At 59.5% G+C, this 16,243-nt stretch carries 12 protein-coding genes and 6 pseudogenes; 4 read left to right on the top strand and 14 right to left on the bottom strand.

The window, feature by feature from the left end; translation table 11 throughout:
• A partial coding sequence (locus AC0L16_RS32640) for an ArdC-like ssDNA-binding domain-containing protein (RefSeq protein WP_473625635.1) occupies positions 1 to 155 on the bottom strand: 155 nt, incomplete at its 3' end.
• A 355-nt stretch (positions 156 to 510) separates the two neighbouring features.
• Between AC0L16_RS32640 and AC0L16_RS32635 the strand changes: the two are divergent.
• Positions 511 to 1,682 (top strand): annotated as a pseudogene (locus tag AC0L16_RS32635) (IS110 family RNA-guided transposase).
• Between the two features lie 680 nt (positions 1,683 to 2,362).
• On the opposite strand, the gene AC0L16_RS32630 reads toward AC0L16_RS32635, so the two are convergent.
• Positions 2,363 to 2,590 (bottom strand): helix-turn-helix domain-containing protein, encoded by a 228-nt coding sequence (locus AC0L16_RS32630; RefSeq protein ID WP_473625631.1) that lies wholly within the window; start codon positions 2,588 to 2,590, stop codon positions 2,363 to 2,365.
• Positions 2,591 to 2,689: 99 nt separating this feature from the next.
• Between AC0L16_RS32630 and AC0L16_RS32625 the strand changes: the two genes are divergently transcribed.
• Positions 2,690 to 2,956, top strand: coding sequence for a DNA -binding domain-containing protein (locus AC0L16_RS32625; protein ID WP_473625629.1), 267 nt, complete (start codon positions 2,690 to 2,692; stop codon positions 2,954 to 2,956).
• A 13-nt stretch (positions 2,957 to 2,969) separates the two neighbouring features.
• Here the strand turns inward: AC0L16_RS32625 and AC0L16_RS32620 are convergent, their stop codons facing one another.
• The 10 genes and pseudogenes from AC0L16_RS32620 to AC0L16_RS32575 form a co-directional block, all read right to left on the bottom strand.
• The gene (locus tag AC0L16_RS32620; protein ID WP_473625633.1) at positions 2,970 to 3,383 is read right to left on the bottom strand and encodes a DNA -binding domain-containing protein; all 414 of its coding nucleotides are present in this window, start codon (positions 3,381 to 3,383) and stop codon (positions 2,970 to 2,972) included.
• The gene (locus tag AC0L16_RS32615; RefSeq protein WP_473625628.1) at positions 3,361 to 3,747 is read right to left on the bottom strand and encodes a transcriptional regulator domain-containing protein; all 387 of its coding nucleotides are present in this window, start codon (positions 3,745 to 3,747) and stop codon (positions 3,361 to 3,363) included. The genes AC0L16_RS32620 and AC0L16_RS32615 overlap by 23 nt, the downstream gene beginning before the upstream one ends.
• A gap of 68 nt (positions 3,748 to 3,815) precedes the next feature.
• On the bottom strand, positions 3,816 to 4,418 hold the full coding sequence (locus AC0L16_RS32610; protein WP_473625627.1) for an acyl-homoserine-lactone synthase: 603 nt from the start codon (positions 4,416 to 4,418) through the stop codon (positions 3,816 to 3,818).
• Positions 4,419 to 4,507: 89 nt separating this feature from the next.
• Positions 4,508 to 5,129: pseudogene (locus AC0L16_RS32605) on the bottom strand (LuxR family transcriptional regulator); the annotation flags it as partial.
• Between the two features lie 716 nt (positions 5,130 to 5,845).
• Positions 5,846 to 6,103 carry a GMC oxidoreductase gene (locus AC0L16_RS32600; RefSeq protein ID WP_473625625.1) on the bottom strand — a complete coding sequence of 86 codons (258 nt, stop codon included), beginning with the start codon at positions 6,101 to 6,103 and terminating at the stop codon, positions 5,846 to 5,848.
• Positions 6,104 to 6,266: 163 nt separating this feature from the next.
• The gene (locus tag AC0L16_RS32595; protein ID WP_473625632.1) at positions 6,267 to 6,497 is read right to left on the bottom strand and encodes a GMC family oxidoreductase N-terminal domain-containing protein; all 231 of its coding nucleotides are present in this window, start codon (positions 6,495 to 6,497) and stop codon (positions 6,267 to 6,269) included.
• Positions 6,498 to 7,184: 687 nt separating this feature from the next.
• Positions 7,185 to 8,540 (bottom strand): Glu/Leu/Phe/Val family dehydrogenase, encoded by a 1,356-nt coding sequence (locus AC0L16_RS32590; RefSeq protein ID WP_473625624.1) that lies wholly within the window; start codon positions 8,538 to 8,540, stop codon positions 7,185 to 7,187.
• A 357-nt stretch (positions 8,541 to 8,897) separates the two neighbouring features.
• Entirely contained in the window at positions 8,898 to 10,301 is a 1,404-nt protein-coding gene (locus AC0L16_RS32585; protein ID WP_473625623.1) for an aminotransferase, read from the bottom strand.
• A 12-nt stretch (positions 10,302 to 10,313) separates the two neighbouring features.
• Entirely contained in the window at positions 10,314 to 11,792 is a 1,479-nt protein-coding gene (locus tag AC0L16_RS32580; protein ID WP_473625621.1) for an NAD-dependent succinate-semialdehyde dehydrogenase, read from the bottom strand.
• Positions 11,793 to 12,520: 728 nt separating this feature from the next.
• Positions 12,521 to 12,985, bottom strand: coding sequence for an Lrp/AsnC family transcriptional regulator (locus AC0L16_RS32575; protein WP_023695034.1), 465 nt, complete (start codon positions 12,983 to 12,985; stop codon positions 12,521 to 12,523).
• 640 nt (positions 12,986 to 13,625) lie between these two features.
• Here AC0L16_RS32575 and AC0L16_RS32570 point away from each other — a divergent pair.
• Together AC0L16_RS32570 and AC0L16_RS32565 are read left to right on the top strand one after the other, a co-directional pair.
• Positions 13,626 to 14,330 (top strand): annotated as a pseudogene (locus AC0L16_RS32570) (IS5 family transposase).
• A gap of 88 nt (positions 14,331 to 14,418) precedes the next feature.
• Positions 14,419 to 14,718, top strand: a pseudogene (locus tag AC0L16_RS32565) (helix-turn-helix domain-containing protein); the annotation flags it as partial.
• On the opposite strand, the pseudogene AC0L16_RS32560 reads toward AC0L16_RS32565, so the two are convergent.
• Together AC0L16_RS32560 and AC0L16_RS32555 are read right to left on the bottom strand one after the other, a co-directional pair.
• Positions 14,688 to 15,345 (bottom strand): annotated as a pseudogene (locus tag AC0L16_RS32560) (helix-turn-helix domain-containing protein); the annotation flags it as partial. The pseudogenes AC0L16_RS32565 and AC0L16_RS32560 overlap by 31 nt on opposite strands.
• Before the next feature lie 120 nt (positions 15,346 to 15,465).
• Positions 15,466 to 15,819, bottom strand: a pseudogene (locus AC0L16_RS32555) (UPF0262 family protein); the annotation flags it as partial.
• Between the last annotated feature and the right edge of the window lie 424 nt (positions 15,820 to 16,243).

Below are 16,243 nucleotides of genomic sequence, written 5' to 3'. Positions count from 1 at the left end.
TTTGCCCTGCCCCAGGGCTTGACCCATGGCACGGTGCCGCGCTCCAGTTCGGCAACGATGCGGTCTGTGATCTCCTGATAGAGGTTGGCGCCTGAGCGCCCGCCCTTGCCCGCGCCAGCCTCTCGGCTGCCGGAATGCTTGTTGTTTGCACGCATTGTCTGGTCCTCCGTTCGCCAATCGCGCCCTCCCCCGGAAGATCCCATGGGCGGTGGAGGCAGCGCTCGATCCCGATTCTCGCGTGCCTGCCCCCGTGAGTGGGGTGGGCGGCAGAACGCGACTGGCTTGGCCCGCTGAACGAGGCAGGCCGCACCCGAAGGGCCGGAACGGAGTGGAGGATGTGAGCGGAGCGAACATTGCGGCCTGCCGCAGCGGGCCTAGAAAGGAGCGTCGCCCACCCCGCGAGCGGGGGCAGGCAACAACCAAAACCACATCGCGAAGCGATGACTGCAGCTGCGATCAACTCGCTTTGGCCGGCGTATTGCTCATGAACAACTTGGAGGGATAGAACACATGAAAGCTGAAAACGTGACTGAGATTGAAACCGATGCGGTCCATACGACACTCGGCGCTATCTTCCTGTCCCTGGAACTCAGTCGCTCGAGCTGGTTGGTGACAAGCTTGTTGCCGTGCAACGGAGAGAAGATGTCAAAGCGCGTCGTCAAGGCAGGCGATACGGCCGGATTGTTCGACCTTATCAGCCAGTTGAAGTCGACGGTTCGGCGCAGAACGGGCCGTGACGTGCCGGTGATCGCAATCCAGGAGGCTGGCCTGGACGGCTTCTGGATACATCGGATCCTTGAGCGTGACGGTATCGAAAGCCATGTGGTTGATGCAGCATCCATTGCCACGTCACGCAGGAAGCGCCGGGCGAAGACGGACAAGCTGGATGGCGAGACCCTCCTTCGCGCCCTGCTTGCCTACAAGCGTGGCGAGCCGCGGGTATGCGCCATGGTCGTTCCGCCATCGCCCGAGCAAGAGGACCGAAAGCGCAACAGCCGTGAGCGACGCGCTCTCATCGCGGAGCGGATCAAGATCGTGAACCGGGTCAAGGGGCTCTTGTTCTCGCAGGGCATCGTTGGATTTGAGCCGCTGAAGCGGGGCCGCCGCATACGACTGGAAGAACTTAGGACCGGAGACGGTCGTGAACTACCGTCGAATCTCAAAGCGGAGATTGTCCGTGCACTGGACCGGATCGAGCTCGTGCTTCGGCAAATCAAGGACGTGGAAGCAGCGCGTGACGAAGTGGCTCGCAATGAATGCGACCCATCAAAAGTCGCCAATGGAATGTCGATGCTCAAGCAACTGCGCGGCGTGGGAGCGGACTTTGCCGAGGTGCTTTGGTCCGAGGGTCTGTATCGCGAATTTGCGAATCGAAGGCAGCTTGCCTCCTATGCCGGTCTGACGCCGACACCGTGGCAAAGCGGATCGATCAGCCGGAACAGGGCGTATCGAAAGCGGGCAATCCGAGGCTGAGGACCGTGATGGTGCAATTGTCGTGGTTCTGGCTTTTGCATCAACCTCGATCGGCTTTATCACAATGGTTCCAGGAGAGGGTCGCGCTCGACGGTGGCAGACGCCGGAAGCCGGCCATTATTGCGCTCGCGAGAAAACTTCTGATCGCGCTATGGAAGTATGTTCATCATGGTGCTGTCATTGAGGGCGCTGTCATGAAGCCGGCATGATCAACGTACTCTTTTCCATCCGCCGGGATTGATCGCTCCCGGCTGATCCTGGGCGAACGAACCTCCCACCCCACTTGGCCTAAAATGCCGTCCGGAAGATTGGTCGCGTTCCCCTGAGCCTTACCGACGAAAGCGGGATGTTGGTGCAGCTGCCACAGCGCAGCGACCGTATGTGAGTTTGGACCGGTGTTATCACCGCGCCAAGACGACAGGCTCGGACCTAGGATCACAACGCATTGAGGTATATATGCGAAGACAGCCTTGACGACAAAGTCCCCATGTGAGCGGGGTGGGCGGCGAAAGCGACCGGAAAGGCCCGCCGTAGAAGGCGGACCGCATCCGAAGGACCGGAACGAAGAGGAGGACCCGGAGCGGCAAGCGGAGGGTTGCGGGATGCCGCGGCTGGCCTAGAAGGGAGTGCCGCCCACCCGGCGCCACCGGGGAAGGCCACCACAAAATCGACGCCGGCCGGGCTGGCCGGCGACCATCAGCAGCCGACGGGCTGCCCGCGTCAGGGGGCGAAGCCGGATGGCCGAGACCGCCTGAGCCTGCCGATGAAAAGCGGGCTGGGTTCACGAACACCCGGTGCGCGCCGTAAGGCGCGCGAGCGCCGGGCTAGCAACGCAAAGAGCCTCGGAAGGGGATTTCGAGAACCATCTCGTCGGATTTGCCCGCGCGCCTCATCGCGGATCCATTTTAGGTCGCGGATCCAACAAGACTGCCGGTTCAACTTCAAGTACCTTGGCGAGCCTTTCGATCATATCGATAGTAGCGCCGTACACGCCGCGCTCCAGTGCGCTGATGTAGGTGCGGTCAACGCCGGCCTCATGCGCCAACGCTTCCTGTGACAGCTTCTTTTTCTGTCGGTGCCGTCGCAGATTGCGGGCAAAGACCTCTCGAATCTCCATGCACGAGAGGCATGCTTCTTGTCGAGCATTTCACCACGGAGTATTCTCGACAAACTGGCGGGCGTGGGTGGAAGCGTCGAAATTCGAAGGCAAAAACTAATGCACGTAACTGACGGGATGCCGCCTGTCGCCGACGAAGTCCCCTGGTCGGAGAGCCTCACGACCTACGACAGGGAGCATTTCACGATCTATCTGAGGATCCTGGACGCCTGCGCCGACAATGCCAGCGAAGAGGAGATGGCCGATCTCATTCTCGGCATCGACCCGGCCCTTGAACCGGTCCGCGCCCGCAAGGCTCTTCGCAGCCATATCGACCGGGCGAACTGGATGGTGACGACCGGCTACAAGGAACTGTTCGCCGGCTGACGCACAGCGCGGATCACTTTTCAGCAAGGAAATCTCTGTACCACCATGCATGAGCGCACGGCCATGAGAGACGGCGCGGCGGATACGGTCGAACGCGCCGTTGACCGATCAGAGCTTCAGCGAGCTCGCGATGTGACGCTCCGGCGAGCGATCCGTCGAGCGCACGAAGAACAAAGGTCAAACGGGGGCCGCGTTTTTCCGTTGGAAACAAGCGGGCGGGCAATTCGCCATAAGCACAAAGGGCATTGAGGCACTCGAGCGCCCACAGGCGATGCTTCAAAACCGCCGCGGGCCAGATCGCTCGGCACGCAGGTGAACTGACTGCAGGATGTCCGCACCCGAGACAGCGATCTGGAGGCTGCGCAGCGCATTGCCAAGAAGGGCATGCTGACTCTTGTCGGGCCTCAGCAGGACTGCGGCACGACACGGCAATGCCGCCAGTTCGAATGGCGATGCCATCGACGACGAGGACGGCTGTTCCGCAATGACCGGCAGCACACTTGCGCACCGGCGCGGACTCCAGAGCACGGCCGCACTGCGACCCTTGGGATTCCGCGAAACAAAACACCCCAGCGCGACAGGCCGCCGGCCGACGCGATCACCTCGACGGAGGCTCCGCGCGACAAATTGTTGGCCTGCCGGAGTGCGGCGAGCAGATCACGCTGGAATGCCGGATTGCGCCGCAAGAACTCCCAGGCCCAGCCGCGCAGCGTCAGCTGAGCAGTATAGTCGCATGATCTTTCATCCCACCAGTCGGGCGGATCGGTCCCTGTCGCAACAGATGTCGGCATGACCGCGCTACCCCGCCCGCCCCCGTGGCGTGGAAAGATCATGCGAGGCGGCGAAGCACCGGCGCCCATTAGCACCGGACCGACAATGCCACCGTTTCGCCGCACCACGTGCAGTGCAGTATCTCTTTCGACACTTCGAGATAGCCGGCCAGCGCACGCGTGACGCCGATCGTGTGCGGCTCTTCGATCTGCTCAAGTGGCCATCCAGCTCGCCGAAGGATGCGCTCCACGCGCAAGTCGGTGACGGTGACGATGCGGCTGAGTCGGCTCGACAGGCCGAACTCGATCATGCCGGCGAAGAGTTCGTAGGTGCCGACGGCAATGCCGCCCGCTATCGGTGCAGACGAAGCAGTGTCGGCGGCGAAGCGGCTGCTTTCCCAGATGCGCGAGTCCTCGGGCGCTGTTTCCCCCTCCAAAAGCATTAGAAAGGTGTCGCGAAGCATCGTCGGGCCGGTCGAGGGCAGAAGTCGGACACAACCATCGGCCCGACCGTCGAAACCGTGCAGCAACAGGTAGTATGGACGAAGCGCGAAGGAATCGATCTCGTACCCGCTATTGACTCGCACTTCCCAGTCGAGCCGTTCCTTGAAGATGCGGAACCACAGGCGGTGCATTGCATGCAGTTCGTCGGCAAAGTCGTTGTAGCAGTCGGGCGCAATAAGTTGGATCATCAAAGGCCTCCTCGCCGGGGAAATTCCCCGCCATTGGAGGCGAACATTCACCGGGGCAGCCTGTACAGTTGCGCAGGTGAAGCTGACTGTCAGTGAACCGGAAAACCCGAACCGGCGGGACGCGCAATCGCCTGTTTGGTCGTGCTCACGCCAAGCTTCCTGCGGGCGTTATCAAGATGAAACTCGGCGGTGCGCCGCTTGATCCCCAGGATATAGCCGATCTCCCAGGCCGACTTGCCGCGCGCTGCCCATTGCAGGCACTCGTACTCGCGCGGCGTCAGCCAGACACCCGTCGACCATTCGCTCGCTCGAAAGTTTGCGGCGAACGACAATATGAAAACAGGTTGCGATGAGCTGAAGACCTTGTTCATAGCGATTCGCCACGCGGAAAAATGCCGGATCCGGCTCGTCAGCGGCAAATGTCATTGTCGCAGCACCGCCTCGGCGATCGATGATCGGGATCGTCACGCCGCAGCAGATGCCGAACTTCGCCGCATCTTCGAAAACCTTCTGTTGAGCCCCTGACGGCTCAACAGTCTTTAGATCAGATCCCCATCGAAACGGGTATCCGCCACAGCGTGCACGAACAATAACCGGATCGACGCTCTGATATTGGTTCTCGAGGTTGTGCGCCGTCCAGAGCGCCGGATAGTTCGAGATCAGGGTGGGCTTGCCATTAGATTTCATTGGCAAGGAGACGTAGGCAAAAGCGTGCTCGCCAAGCAGGTTCGAGTCTCGGTTGGCTGATGCAGACCGTAGCCACAGCGGGGAGCTGCCGCCACTGAATGAAACCAGCCCGGCGGGAGATTAACTCGATGCCGGGCTGGTACGCCTTGGGAGGTGGCGTAAGTCGGAGGGCTTAAGTCCTGTTGCTACTGGTGCAGGAGCAGCTTGATCCCTTTCCCAGCCACAAGCTACTCTTCCGAAACATGTCGCGGTGGATTGTCCTTCGTACCTGATGCCCCTTCCGGATAATTGCGCCTCAGCAGGTCACTCTTCGCATGGGACCGCACCGCTCAGTGCCCGCTTGACGAATATATAGCTGCGCCGAACGAACAGTTCGCGCGAATCATTCGTCACAGACGCGGGTATTCGGCGTTCTCGGGCAGTCCACGCAGAAAATCGGCTGGTTTCTCCGGCCTCGTTAAACCGGATTGGTTCCGGACACGTTGGTTAGGCCTCTATTAGGGGAACTATGTTCCCCTAATCATCCCTCGTGACTCTAAGCGGCTGGTCTCCTGGTCGGCGAGGCTATCGGGCCGCCGCGCTCCCCGCATGCTGATTGCGATGTGCCCGCCAGCGCCAAGCATTCGCGAGTGAGGTCAGCTACCATCACCAGAACGGAACCCGCGGCCAGCACGTCCGACACGAAGTCCGCCCAGCGCTGATTCGGTGCATGCGGCAGAGCCATCGGCCCCATGTGCTGTTTAGTCATGTCTGGCGCAAGATCGCATCCGCCATCTTTTCCGCGACCATGATTGTAGGAATATTCGTGTTTGCTCTCGGGAGAACGGCATGACGGAAGCGTCGGCAACGCGGAGGCCGTCGACGGAGCGGACACGGCCATCGGGGCTGGTGACGCTGCTCGGATCGTCGACGACGCCTATGCGGCATGTGGATGTTGGGTGCCAGTTCCCGGTTACGTTATTTCGTATGCACTTCTCCAGCGCACGATCGTCCGCCACCAGGTCGACGAGCCGATGCCCTCGCGTGATACCTTCCGCCCATTGAATATGATGCGCAGGACGCTGGTGTCCGGCAAAATCGTAAGATTTGATCGTGTCAAGGGGACGGTAGAAAAACCGCCGCCATGTATGCCCCTGAAATCCGGCCTAAACTCAAGCCCCGCTATCTCATATGATCAGCATTAGGGAACGAATGAAACCGAACCACTCGCCTCGCTTTACGCGGTTGATTAATAACGGTCCTTCTTCCCAGGAGGTCGCCGCCAAAGTCGCCATCGCTCTCGAGCTTGCGGAAGTAGGGCAGCACGTCCTCCCATGACCAGCCGGTCGCCCCAGCCGCCTCCCAGTCGTCGTAGTCTGCTGGAGCGCCTCGGTTGGCAACCTGGGCATTGATGCTCGACCGCCACCTATTACCGGCCCCGCCGCCGGCGGCGGCGACTACTTCACCATAAAGGGATTTGCCGAGGATGAAAGCGTCGAGCTGGGCAATCCGTTCACCCCGTCGTCCGCCACACCCGGCTATCCCGCCTCGCCTTCCTACCCAACCAGCAGGCGGAGTTTGACGCCTTCAACGCGGTGCTGAAAGACTATATCGGTTCCGATGAGATGATGAAGTCGGTCGGCAAATACGGCTACACAAAAACGAACCAGCCCGACGGCACCACGACCGCCGAACACTGCAAGGGGTGAGGCGCGGCGGCAGCCGTAGTCCACATGCCTGACTCGCGTCCCCTGCCTTGGCCGGGGAGCGCCCCACGGGGGACAGGGACATGCGCGAATTCGCGCTCGCTTCAGCGTGGCTGCGCACGCCAAGGGCGCCATGATCCCCGTTTGTCCATGAATCTCGCATCCCTGGTGGCAATCGTTCTGGGGCATCGTCCGGCCTGGTCCGGATTTCGACCCGTTGGCCGCTACGCTCGTTCGGCAACGCCCATATTGAACTCTTCCGCGGCCGGCGCGGCACAACGCACCCGACCATCGTCACACCGGCGATCGCGAAGGCGCTGGCCTTCGCTGACGACCCGGAAAACCCCCTTCGAAGGGCTCGACATATTCCGGCATCGTGTTTTGATACCAGAACTCAGATCCCTATGGCCTCGTAGGCAGCAGCAATCCTGCGAATGGACGTGACATAGGCTGCCGTCCGGTAGTCGCCGAGTTCCGGCTGTGCCTCAAGCAGATCGGCTATGTTCCCCCAAGCGCCGCGCATGACGTCCTCGAGGCCTGATCGAACCAGGTCGATCTCGGCGCCGCCTTCGAGAAATTCGTCACGCATGTCGACGGGAAACGTCTTGCCCGTCATCCGCTCGAGCGCTGTGGCGATCGCATGGTTGCGCCTTTCCCGACGCCGCCTCTCCATTAAGCCGAATGGGATGTGCGTCAGATTCTTCACCCATTCGAAATAGCTCACCACCACGCCGCCAGCGTTGACATAGAGGTCGGGGAGGATTGTAACGCCTCGGGAGCGCAGCATTTGATCGGCCTGAAAAGTGACCGGGCCGTTGGCGGCTTCGACGATGAGATGCGCCTTGATGCGTTCGGCGTTGTCAATGTGAATGGCGTTCTCCATCGCCGCGGGGATGAGGATGTCGCAAGCTTCCTCAACACCCCTCCTGTCGCCCGCGAAAGATTCGGCACCATCGAAGCCGAGAATGCTGCCAGTGCGCAGTTGATGCTGCTTAAGCGCCTCAACGGGAAGGCCTTCGGGGCTGGCTACATATCCGTCGTGTTCGGCAACGACCGTGATCCGCGCGCCATCTTCCTCGGAGAGAAACTTGGCAGCGTGGTAGCCGACATTGCCCAACCCCTGAACGACAACGGACGCTCCTTTGAGTTCGCGTCGTCCCGCAATACCTGGCGTGCGTAGATCGCGGAGATAGCTTTGGATGGCGAACTGCACACCTCGGCCGGTCGCTTCGGTGCGTCCCGCAATTCCGCCTTTTGAGAGCGGTTTCCCTGTAGCGCAGGCGCGCGCGTTGATGACATCAGTCGGATTGGCGCGACGGAACTCGTCGACCATCCAGGCCATCTCCCGCTCGCTCGTGCCCAAGTCCGGAGCCGGAACGTTGAGGCCCGGGCCAATCAAGCCACGTTTATTGAGCTCCTGGGTGAAGCGGCGGGTGATGCGCTCAAGCTCCTGAGTCGTCCACTCGCGCGGGTCGATCTTGAGTGCGCCTTTGGACCCACCAAATGGCAGATCAACCAATGAGCATTTGAGCGTCATCAGTGCGGCAAGTGCCTCGACCTCCTCGGCGTCGGCATTGGGCGCATATCGAATGCCGCCCTTGACCGGCTCGCAGTGCTCGCTGTGGACGGAGCGCCAGCCGACAAAGCTGTACATGCGGCCGCGCAATCTGACGCCGAAGCGCACAGTGTAAGTGGAGTTGCATTGAACGATCCGCTCAGCAAGCCCCTCAGGAAGATCGAGGAACGACATGGCATGACGGAAGTTCTGGTCGACGCTCTGTAGAAAATTCATGGTTGAGGCTAGCACCGCTCACCTCCCGAAACCCTGATGCCCGCCGGAGCGCCGAAGCCGACGAGTGACTGGTCACGATCGCCACTCGATGACCATCGCCAAGCTCCCATAGCGCCAGCAAAATGTCTTTTGCCCGAGGTCCCGTCTTCCATACAAGCATCTCCATGGAATTTCACTAGGGTGATTAATCTCGGGGTGATCGCTGCATGAATCCACCTGTGGATTCCTTCCCGGGGTCTCATCACTCTCGCCTTCAATTTCTTACTCACTTTAAAAACTGCCCAGTGAATCTCCACTCTGCACATTCCCCGTCACTCAGATGTTTTGTCTCTCGCGGACAAGCTCATCCATAACGAAACGGACGGCGGTTTCAGCGATCGCAACCATCTCTTCGGCCTCAGCCTTGGTTGTCACAAGCGGCGGGGCAAAGCCCAAGACATCCCCGTGCGGCATAGCGCGAGCGATAAGACCACGGTCGCGGGTTGCTTTCGAAATTCGCGCACCAACTTTAAGCGTCGGATCAAAACGCTTCCGGTTGTGGCGGTCGGCCACGAACTCAATTGCCCCCATAAGACCGACCCCGCGTACTTCACCGACGATAGGGAATTGCGAGAACTTCTCCTTCAGCTGCGTTTGGAAAAAAACGCCGACGTCACGAGCATTACCAGGGAGATCTTCTTTCTCGACGATGTCGAGAACCGCGTTGGCCGCGGCGGCGCCGATCGGGTGACCCGAGTAGGTATAGCCATGTGAGAATGCGCCAACCTTGTCAGCGCCGTCTTCCAACACCTTATAAATCTTCTCGCCAATGATCGCCGCTGAGAGCGGGAAATAGGCAGACGTCAGACCCTTCGCGACCGTGATAAGGTCTGGTTCGATGCCATAATGCTGCGAGCCGAACATGGAACCCGTTCGGCCAAAGCCGGTGATCACTTCATCGGCGATGAGGAGTACGTCGTTTTTTTTGAGAACGGGTTGGATCGCCTCCCAATACCCTTCCGGCGGAGGCGTGATGCCGCCTGTTCCGAGCACCGGTTCTCCGATGAATGCGCCGACATTGTCTGGGCCTAGACGTTCTATCAGCTGGTCAAGCTCTGCGGCTCGTCGCGCGGAAAACTCGCGTTCGGTTTCGCCCGCGGTTGCGCCCCAATAATGATGCGGAACTCCTGTGTGAACGATCTGCGGCAGCGGCAGGTCCATGTAGTCGTGATAGAAGCTCATGCCGGTCATCGAACCAGAGACCACAGAGCAACCGTGGTACCCACGCTCCCGCGAGACGATCTTCTTCTTGTTCGGCTTGCCACGCAGATTGTTGTAGTACCAGACGAGCTTGGCCTGTGTCTCGTTGGCATCCGAGCCAGACATACCGTAGAAGACCTTGCTCATTTTGCCCGGCGCCATCCTCACGAGGCGATCGGACAGGATCGCGAGTTCGTCCGTCGTGTGCGCTGCATAGGAGTGATAGTAGGCGAGACGATAGGCCTGACGCGAAATCGCTTCGGCGACTTCGGCACGGCCGTAGCCGACATTCACGCAATAGAGACCGGCGAACCCGTCAATCAACTGGTTGCCATGCGCGTCCTGAATGCGGATGCCCTTCCCAGTCTCGACAACGGTAGGCTCGCCGAGCTTGCCCGTGGCGAAATCCTTGAGCTGCGTAAACGGATGCAGGACGCTATTTCTGTCCTTTTCGCTAATTTCTTTAATATTGATCGTCATTAGCGTATCCTCTCACGCAGCGAGATTTCCAAAGCAGGTGTATTTTGGCTCCAGATACTCGGCTAGTCCGTGCCTTGAGCCTTCGCGGCCAAGACCGGACTGTTTCCATCCGCCGAACGGGATGGGCGCTCCTGTAAATTTCGGGGTATTTACTGCAACCATGCCGTATTCGAGCCGGTCGGTGAGTCGCATCGCGCGGTTAAGATCTCGGGTGTAAACATATGCCGCAAGGCCCATCTCCGAATTGTTGGCGCGTGCGAGCACTTCCTCCTCGTTGTCAAAGGGCAGGATTGCAGCCACAGGCCCAAAGGTCTCTTCCCGCGCGGCGCGCATGTCGTCGGTCACATCGGCGAGCACAGTCGGCGTCACGAAGTTCTCCCGGAGAGGGCTATCCTGTGCGCCGGCCACTATCCGAGCCCCGGCTGATAGAGCCTCGGAAATCTGCTGCCTGCATTTTTCGGCGCCAGATGCCTTCGTCATCGGACCGATGTCGATCCCGTCCTCCAGTCCGTGCCCGACTTTCAGCTTGCCGGTGGCCTTGGCGAATTCCTCGACGAAAAGGTCATAGATCCCCCGCTGCACGTAGATCCTGTTTGCTGCCAGACAGTCCTGGCCAGATGTCGCGAATTTGGCTGCCATGCAGCCAGCGACCGCAGCGTCCATCGGCGCGTCGTCGAAAAGGATGAAGGGAGCATTGCCGCCAAGTTCGAGTGAGGCTTTCTTCACAGTCTTCGCGGATTGCTCAAGCAGGATTCGGCCGACTTCGGTGGAGCCCGTAAATGAAAACGTCCGCACGTCGGTATGCTCCAACAGCCGTTCGGCAAGTGGCGGAGCTTCTCCCGTGATCACCTGAAACACGCCGGGCGGGATACCAGCGTGATCGGCGAGGCGGGCAAGGGCCAGTGCCGACAAGGGCGTTTCTGGTGCCGGTTTAACGATCATTGTGCAGCCAGCAGCCAGCGCGGCTCCAGCCTTTCTGGTTATCATGGCCGATGGGAAGTTCCACGGAGTGATTGCAACGGTGACTCCGATAGGCTGCATCTGCACAGCAAGGCGGCTTCCGGCAAGATGGCTGGGAACGGTTTCACCATAAGCCCGCTCACCCTCTGCTGCAAACCAGTCAAGAAAGCCAGCCGCATATGAAATCTCGCCGCGAGCCTCGGTGAGTGGTTTGCCTTGCTCGGCGGTTATGATGAGGGCCAGGTCCTGCGCATGCTCGCGCATACCTGCTGCCCATTTCCGCAGGTATGCGCCACGTTCCAAGGGGAGCAGATCGCGCCACTGGAGGAATGCGGTTTTCGCAAAAGTGACGGCGTCGTCTACATCTGACACTGAGCAGGCTGCTACTTGAGCCAGCTCTTCGCCAGTAGCAGGATCCACGACAGTGAGTGTTTGCTGCTTCGAGAGCCAAGCGCCATTCATATAAGCGCGCGTTTGCAGAAGGTCAGGCCGTTTGAGGCCCTCTAATGCGGCGCTTGCGATGCCCTTCATTTTTAACCCCCTCGAGCGTTCTTTGAGCCAATTTACCGCCCCGAGTGCGCCGATTAGCAGCGCAGTTGCCTACTTTTTAGCCGCCCTTCTGCAAATACTGACATGCAATCGAGTTTTTCCTTCACTCGAGAGGGATCTGACTTCTGTTCGGAGGAAGGGCTGCTGAAAGCAATCTCTTGAGAACGACCGATGGCCACAAGGGGGTTTGCCGAAACGCACGTCCGCCTGGCATTGCGAAATTTCGCTTGGCCGAACCGTTCACCACCGCATCGACATTGGCATGACTAAGACCATGAAAGGTGTTTTGCCACCAAGCTTTAGGCTGATCTTCTTGATCGGACGGTCGCGACGTGGCCAACCCCCTCAAAGAGCCGAGCATAGACCGTCAAGTTGGGTTTCACCGACCAGGTCGAGATCATTCTTGTCAATAACGACACGGCCCGCATAGCCGCGCAGCAGGCCGACGGGTGCACGTGATCAACCGGGTAGGTCGCCGATCTCGTTAAGCGCGCCCATCTTGAGGTCGAGCAAGTCTCGACTGCGGCCCAATACGTCTTCATCATCCAGTGCAAAGCGGCGCCAGCAGACCTGCGACTAAAGTCGGCATCATGATGGAGATCAAGCGCGAGCCACCGAATTCTTCACCGACTACACCCTGATCTATTTCTTCGAACGCTTTAGGTAAGAATGAGCTCAGCAGAAAATCTGGATCGGCGGCGTACCCTTTCCTATTCTTCGATTGGTATAGCTAACGAAACCTTGGTCCGATCCATTACGACCATTGTGCTGAAGCCTTTAATGTCAGGATTTTCGTAAAAAAACCGACGAGTAAATGCCTCATAGTCCACCATGTCACGCACGGAAATTATGAGAACGAAATCGGCCTCCCCTGTCACATAATATGCGCTCATGATCTCAGGGGTGCGCCGAATCGCTTGCTTGAACCGATCAATGATATCTGACCGGTCACGCTCAAGACTAATGGACACTAGCATGAGCATGGGTCGACCGACGGCCCCAGGCGAAACTATAGCAACATCAGCCTCAATAACACCCTCATCGCGAAGCCGCTTCAACCGTCGCTGACAAGCGGTAGCCGACAGTCCAGCAAGTTCCCCCAATTCGTCTGTCGTTAGGCGATTGTTGCGTTGCACCGCGATGAGAATCTTGCGATCAATTCGATCCAATTCCATTGACAATCTCTGCGAAAAACCAAACCTGCACGCAGGAAACCTGCGCCCCTGGCGATGTATTAGCCTGATCGAAGCGATGATGAAAGCATAAAACGAGTGTATAAGCGAACTTCTCGAGTGAAGCCCGGAGTGCCTGAATTTCCCCTCTGAGAACCTTGCCGGCGGCCCGCTCGCCTCAAGCACAACGATTTCTCGATTGCGGCGGAACCAGCCCCTTCAACTTGGGCGGAGTTGATTGTGCAGTCTTAATCCGCGACGACACGACGCTGCCGATATGAAAAGGTATCTTGTTTCGTGGGCATCCGCCCGTAGAAGTTCCAGCCACAAAAGGCGTATACGGGTGCCGTGAACGACTCGCTTCCTTCTCACGTAACGCAACCTCCAAGCTGTCCGGGCGGTCCTGGCAATTTTTAGCGTTACCCTTTACGAGACCATTCGCGCTACCAGCCGTTCTGTGCTTCGGTTTCATGCCCGTTTCTCCTCAACACTATTTTAGGTTGTGGTGAGGATTTAACGGCTTGGGATTCCCAGGATTTGGCAAATCAGATTCAAGACTGATTTTCGGGAGAAGTCAGTCTTGGTTGAGAGATACGATCCGGATTGTCTAAGTGACGCGCAATGGGTGCTGTTGGCACCACTGATGCCCGGTGGCTGCAGGGGCAAGCGCGGCCCGGGCACCAACAACCAGTTGTTCATGGATGCGATTTTCTGGATGGCGCGCTCCGGGGCGCGTTGGCGCGACCTGCCGGAGCGGTTCGGCGACCACCGCACAGTGAAGCGTCGCTACTATGACTGGGTTGAGCACGGCGCTTGCATGATCTTTTCAAGGCGCTGAGCACCGGGACGGAGATTTCGAATGGCTGTGCGTGGACGCTACCGTCATCCGAGCTCATCAGCACGCCAGCGGCGCGCGCAGGCAAAAGGGGGTCTGATGCCCAGGGGCTGGGCCGCTCCAAGGGCGGCTTAGGTACCAAGCTGCATGTCGCCACCGACAGTCTCGGCAATCCCGCCAGCCTCCTTGCCAGCCCGGGCCATCGGGGCGAGGTTCTCCTTGGCGCCGCCCTGATCGACGAGATCGCGTGACGCTTCGTCATCGCCGACTGGGCCTACGATGCCCGAACACTTTCACGACACCATTCTGGAAGCCGGCGCCGAACCGGTCATCCCGCCCAGGCCTAACCGCCGCAGACCGCATGCCTATGACAAGGACCTCTATAAGGAGCGAAATCTGGTCGAGCGGTTCTTCAACAAACTCGAACACTTCCGGCGGATCGCTACCCGCTACGACAAACTGCTCACAAACTTCATGGGGTTCGTCACTCTGGCGCGATCCACATCCTGCTAAGGTGAAATGTTAAGTCCTTACCGCGAGCTAGGTGTTTGATCCCGGACTTTAATGGCGCATCATTGCCGTCCGAATCAAGGGATGCGCTATGGGACAGGTTCTACACCGCCGCGCCACGACGACAGAGGCAGTCCGTCGAGCGATACAGCATAGTCAAGAGAGCCTGAGAGCGCTGGCCAAGCGCTACGGCATCGATCAGAAGACCGTTAGAAAGTGGAAGAACCGGACCTCGACCGCCGATCTTCCCACCGGCCCGAAGAAACCAAGATCAACAGTGCTGTCGCTTGAAGAGGAAGCGGTGATCGTCGCCTTTCGCAAGCACACGTTGCTGGCGCTGGATGATTGCCTCTATGCCCTACAGCCCTCGATCCCGCATCTGACGCGGTCTATGGTGACGCCGAGGCTGGCGTAGTAGGCAACCGCCGCTTTGAGGAAGGCGATGGCGCTCTCCTTTTTCTCGTCGGGCAGGGATCTGCGAGAAGGCGATGCGGGACGCGTCGTCGATGCAGACATGGACGAACTCCCAGCCGGCGCCGCGCGACTTGCCCTTTTGCGGGTCACCGGTGATGCGATGGCCGACTTGGCTGAAGCGGCCGAGCTTCTCGATGTCGATATGGATCATCTCGCCTGGATTCTCCCGCTCGTAAAGCCGTGCCGGTTCGGCCGGCTCGATGTCGCTCAGCCGCGATAGCCCGGCACGTTTGAGAACCCGGCTGACGGTGGCGGGCGAGACGCCGACCTCATGGGCGATGTGCTTGCCGGTCCAACGTCGCCGCCGCAACGCCACGATTGCGCTCGGCGATCGACGCGCCGGTGAGCTGTGGCATATGGGCAGGCCGCGAGGAACGGTCGACCATGCCGGCGCGGCCCTCCGTCTTATAGCGCTCGACCCCGCGCGTCACGATCTTGGCCGACACGCCATAGACGCGCGCCGCATGGGCTTTGGAAAAAAGCCTTCTATCACCGACAGTGCCATCTCCTCTCGACGCAGCGGTGTGAGACGGGCGATGTTCATTTGGACCCTCCGCGGTGGATGCTGAAGCGTAGTAACTCCAGTCTCCTCGGTCCGGTCCGAATGGACAACCTCCCGAAAGCCCGCACCTAGATCACTCTTCCGGGGAAGCAGGGCGTAGATCAGCGTGAAGAGGCGCCGGGCGGTGTCCTTGTCGACGATCACCTTCGATGAGAGTTGCTCAAGGAGCAGTGCAGCGGCGGCGTCGTGGATCGATCGCCGGCTCATGTCGATCGCTTCGAGCCTCTCTGGACCTGGCCAAGCGATGGCACTGAAGTAGCCCTCGCAAATTCGGGAATATCCCTTGATCACGCGTGGGAGCGCAGCAAGAGACAAATGGTGGCTTGCCACGTCCACACCCTCAGCGGTGGTGATGTGCAGTGCTAGACCGGCGTCTGACCGTGCGATGACAAGGCGGTATGGGCCGCCGCTGTGTCCAACAGGGGCGAATGTGTTGCTTTCCACGAGGCAGAAGATCGCAATCGCCTATTCATGCCTTATGCGCGCGTCGCTACCGGTGAAACCGGGGCCCAACAAAATATCCCATAGGCGGAACTCGCCGACGGCCATAAAACTCCCTTCAGATGCCCGCATTGGACAAGCGGTTGCCGATCGGAACCTGGCGGCCCTTCTTTGATGGCGTGTTGCATCCTCACCACGCTGCTGTTCGATATTGCTCGCCGCGGCAACCATCCCGTCCAAAGCCGGTGGAGAAGCGTTACTCAGGACTTTCACATGTTCCAGGAAATGACCGGCGGCGGCACCGGATAATTGCAAAGCGAAGGGATGCAACCTCGCTGACCTACTGTGCGCCTAAATGTCACGAACACCCTCCGCCCGGAGCGGTGGCTCGTTCAGTGCTAGAAGGTAAGGTCCAGCCGCTAGTCTTTGACGAAAAGCT

This window comes from Mesorhizobium sp. WSM4848 (genome assembly GCF_055811375.1).
The sequence above is the reverse complement of the archived record's forward strand: the minus strand, read 5'-3'. Positions and strand labels throughout refer to the sequence as shown.

What these genes read in the sequence shown, in the direction of transcription:
- AC0L16_RS32590 (WP_473625624.1), bottom strand. Translation starts at nt 8,540, where the DNA reads ATGTCGTTCCTCGATCTTCCTGAGGGGCTTGCTGAGCGGATCGTTCAA.
- AC0L16_RS32585 (WP_473625623.1), bottom strand. Translation starts at nt 10,301, where the DNA reads ATGACGATCAATATTAAAGAAATTAGCGAAAAGGACAGAAATAGCGTC.
- AC0L16_RS32610 (WP_473625627.1), bottom strand. Translation starts at nt 4,418, where the DNA reads ATGATCCAACTTATTGCGCCCGACTGCTACAACGACTTTGCCGACGAA.
- AC0L16_RS32575 (WP_023695034.1), bottom strand. Translation starts at nt 12,985, where the DNA reads ATGGAATTGGATCGAATTGATCGCAAGATTCTCATCGCGGTGCAACGC.
- AC0L16_RS32625 (WP_473625629.1), top strand. Translation starts at nt 2,690, where the DNA reads ATGCACGTAACTGACGGGATGCCGCCTGTCGCCGACGAAGTCCCCTGG.
- AC0L16_RS32615 (WP_473625628.1), bottom strand. Translation starts at nt 3,747, where the DNA reads ATGCCGACATCTGTTGCGACAGGGACCGATCCGCCCGACTGGTGGGAT.
- AC0L16_RS32630 (WP_473625631.1), bottom strand. Translation starts at nt 2,590, where the DNA reads ATGGAGATTCGAGAGGTCTTTGCCCGCAATCTGCGACGGCACCGACAG.
- AC0L16_RS32580 (WP_473625621.1), bottom strand. Translation starts at nt 11,792, where the DNA reads ATGAAGGGCATCGCAAGCGCCGCATTAGAGGGCCTCAAACGGCCTGAC.